Below are 3612 nucleotides of genomic sequence, written 5' to 3' on the forward strand. Positions count from 1 at the left end.
TTACAAGATGCTGTCGCAAAGCTGACCGGAAGCCCCATCATTGATATCGACTTTGAACGGGATGAACCTGTGGGCGGTATGTTTGCGGATAGGCTTATTTACAATTGGGTGTCGTCGGTCGCGTCGGTGTCGCCGGACGATGGTCCGGCGCTCATGAAACATTGGTCGCACCGGTACTTTGTGGAAGAACTGCGCGAGCCTGATTGGCATCAGCACATCACTGGGACATTTGGCAGCGATTTGATTGCATTGTGCCGATTGTCCATGGATCGGTCGCTCAGCGTTGTCATGGTCTGGTTCCTTTAAAATTCAACACAACTCCAGTGACAATAGAAACCGACGAACAAAGCGTTGGACGCGGAGCCGCCGATCGCGTCGTTCGTGAGGTCGATGTTGATTGGCGGCGGCCCGGTCAACGCCGCCGTTCCCCGACAATACTCAATTTGCGCTCGACACTTTCTTCATCCGCATGAATTGCGCTCGCCTCGATCCACAAATTTGTTAACAACAACAGCTTCTACCGCGTGCTGACACATTCCTATGACAGCGAATTTAGTAATCTGGAAGTGGAACGGGGACCTGCGTGATTCAGCAGTTCGCCGCAAACGAAAGGTAAAGGTCGGCGAGGCTGCGGTGGCGATCCTACACGATGCTGGCGATGACTTGACTGATCCATTTCCTCAACAGCCGCTCGTGGACGCTATTGACGCTGCGTTTCCTGAGCCGGAAGAGGACCGACCGTTTGTCATCGAACGGAACCCGAAGCACATTGTCGTTAACGTAACGATGGCGTCGCGAATCAAGATCATTTCTGTGATTGGCCCGCTAGCGAATGGAATGGGGCTTAACGCCTCCGAAGCCTAGGAAAGCGGGGAACCATCCCGTGCACCGGAGCCGGGCTTGCGAGCGTTTTGGCAATGGTTGACTTTACACTCCCGGCCCGGTGACGGCCAACGTTCTGGCATGTAAGGATTCGTACTCGTACTCAGGCGCAGCCGGTACTCGTACTCGTACTCGAATGGGGCACTGATGACCGAACCAATCTTCGACCATGACCGACTCGACGTTTATCGTCTCTCGATCGATTACGTCGCTCAATCGTTCGCCATCGCCAAACAGCTCAACGGGCTTCATCGTCATGCCCGGGATCAATGGCTTCGCGCTGCGCAATCGATTCCGCTAAACATTGCCGAAGGCAACGGTAAACGCAGTCTCAAGGATCGAAATCGATTTCTCGACATTGCCCGTGGATCGGCGTTAGAATGCGCGTCGATTCAGGACGTGCTTGCCGCAACCAGTGGAATTGATGACGAATCAAACCGCCAGCGGAAGCGGATGCTCAAACGAATCGTATCGATGTTGACCAAGCTGATTGGTCGCGCCGACGTCGTTTCCGAGTCGAGCGAAGAGTACAATGCTGCAGTCGAGTACGAGTACCGCGATGCTGAGTACGAGTACGAGTACGAGCACGAAGAACAGCCAGAACCATCGGATGCAACGGAGGACCGGTGGTCAGTTTTCATGAATGGATGCTCAACTCCCGGTCCCCGCTGATCCGGGTCGTTCCCCGTTGAAGATTCGTTAAATGCGTTACGTTCTCTGTTTTGTCCTCGCCTCATTCGGTTGTGCTTATTCCGACGCGCAAGAGCCTGTGCCAGCAAACAATCCATTTGGGCCGGTCGTGGTGGCAGGGGACGATGCATCTACGCAAGACGTTCGTGGTTCAGTAACATTTGCTTTCGATGGCGGAACCTTACAATGCACGTTTGGTGTGTCAGATCGGAGCGCAGCACCTCACTTAGCGATGATCGTTTTTCCATCGTCGGTAGACGCCATGGTTAAGCGAACGGGGATTTCTATCAAACGCGAGGGCGATAGAGCAATCGTTATCGCATCTGCCGACGATCGCCAATTCGTTCAATTGACCTCAAAATCGGTTTCGGCATGGTCAAGAGCCCGCATCGCCGAAATGAGCGGCCGAAGGACATCGGTCGCTGAAAACTCATTTGTATCCGCCGTGGTCCATGCACTTTCGAATGACTTGCCTATTTCGCTATGGGCTTCCGACGCCCAAGATGCTCTTGAGGAAGGACACTGGTGTAAACTATTCGATGCAAGCTTGGCCCCTTCAACTGAGGATTCGTTCGGCGATCCGTTCGGCGGCGATCCATTCAACTGACAAACAACCACGGGGAACCATGACATGCACGGAAGGACGGCTTGCGCGGTTTTTGAAGTGGAAGGTCAATCGTCCGTCCTCCGTGATGTCTACCGTTCGCCGATTGACATTGCCTTTCAACGGATCTGACGGTGAGTCTTAAGCGTATACGATTTCGCATTTCTCCTTTTGAGGCGGTGCTCGTCTTCGTGTTCGTCGGAGTCCTCATCGCTCTCTTACGTCCAGCATTTCGTGCCGCCCGTGACGTGTCGCTGGCCGGCGCTGACATTCCTTTTACGCAACCGAGTGAAGCGAGGCGTATTCATCACAAGAATGGCATGTCGCTAATCGCGCCCACGAACTGGAAACGTGCGTGGTATCATTTGGACCGAGATGATCATTGGCTGGGCGTTCATAATAGCCTTCGATATCCATCAAAACTCTGGGTTGAACGTCTCACTGAACCAATCGACTACAGCTTATTTCCGGACACCTTTCGATTTCACGGGCAGGATTGCCCTAACCGCGTTACAATTCGCGAATCTAAGACATGGGATGACTGGAAGTATTGGCAGTTGTACCGTCACGAAACTATCGTTACGAAAGGTGATGCAACATACTCTGTGGGCTTCGAGACACACCAAGACATCTACGAATTACCGCCTATCGTGGATCAATACCTTCAGTCGATTGTATTGCCAAGCACATGATGCGGAAACGGCGAACCATCCCGTGCACCGGAGCCGGGCTTGCGAGCGTTTTGGCAATGGTTGACCTTTCCCTCCCGGCCCGGTGACGGGCGACGTTCCCCGGCTGAAATTCATGAAACGCGCGACGTCATTGATCGCCATCGGTACGCTAGGCATCATGCTGGGATGCGTGCGGTCCACTCCTGTACCCGAATACGATATGGTCGATCCCGAGCCAGTCGGATGGCGCATGTCGCCCGACGACGTAGTTGCTGCCGCCACGCGGTATTGTGAGGAGACTGGCATGACCGATCATATCCGACAGGGACCGCCCGCCATTGTTGTAGATGTGTACGAGGGCGAACGCTATTGGAGCCTCGGATACCATCAGAATTCGCGTTTCCCAGGGGACCACTTCATGCTGACGATCAACGACTCAACCGGAGAAATCGAGTATGATGCTGGCAGGTGATCGCAACGGATACAGATTCACACGGCTTGTGGAATGCACGGGGAACCAAGTGGTGCACCGGAGCGACCGCGCCGTCTTTCCTGAGTTCATGTTTACTGGTGGTCGCCCGGTGACCACCACCGTTCCTCGACTGAAGTTGGAACATGATCGCGACTGCTCATCTCACGTTTGATCGAAGCTATTTCGAGCTTCAGTACGATGAGTGGTTGCGCCACCGTTCGAGATTGAAACGTTACGAAATCTGGTTCGCGGTTGCGCTGACATTGTTCGGCTTGACAATGGCGATGGCATTT

General features: G+C 53.8%; 4 protein-coding genes. All 4 read left to right on the plus strand.

Going from position 1 to position 3612, the window contains the following annotated elements; all coding sequences use genetic code 11:
• Positions 1-306, plus strand: a 306-nt coding sequence (locus H1B37_RS32400; protein WP_182871425.1) for a hypothetical protein, incomplete at its 5' end; no start/stop codon positions are given.
• Between the two features lie 723 nt (positions 307-1029).
• A complete protein-coding gene (locus H1B37_RS32405; protein WP_182871426.1) occupies positions 1030-1554 on the plus strand; it encodes a four helix bundle protein in 525 nt (174 codons plus the stop codon).
• 31 nt (positions 1555-1585) lie between these two features.
• Positions 1586-2179 (plus strand): hypothetical protein, encoded by a 594-nt coding sequence (locus H1B37_RS32410; protein WP_182871427.1) that lies wholly within the window; start codon positions 1586-1588, stop codon positions 2177-2179.
• 801 nt (positions 2180-2980) lie between these two features.
• Entirely contained in the window at positions 2981-3319 is a 339-nt protein-coding gene (locus H1B37_RS32415; protein WP_182871428.1) for a hypothetical protein, read from the plus strand.
• Positions 3320-3612: the final 293 nt, after the last annotated feature.

Source organism: Stieleria mannarensis (assembly GCF_014154935.1).
Classification (GTDB): Bacteria; Planctomycetota; Planctomycetia; order Pirellulales; family Pirellulaceae; genus Stieleria; species Stieleria mannarensis.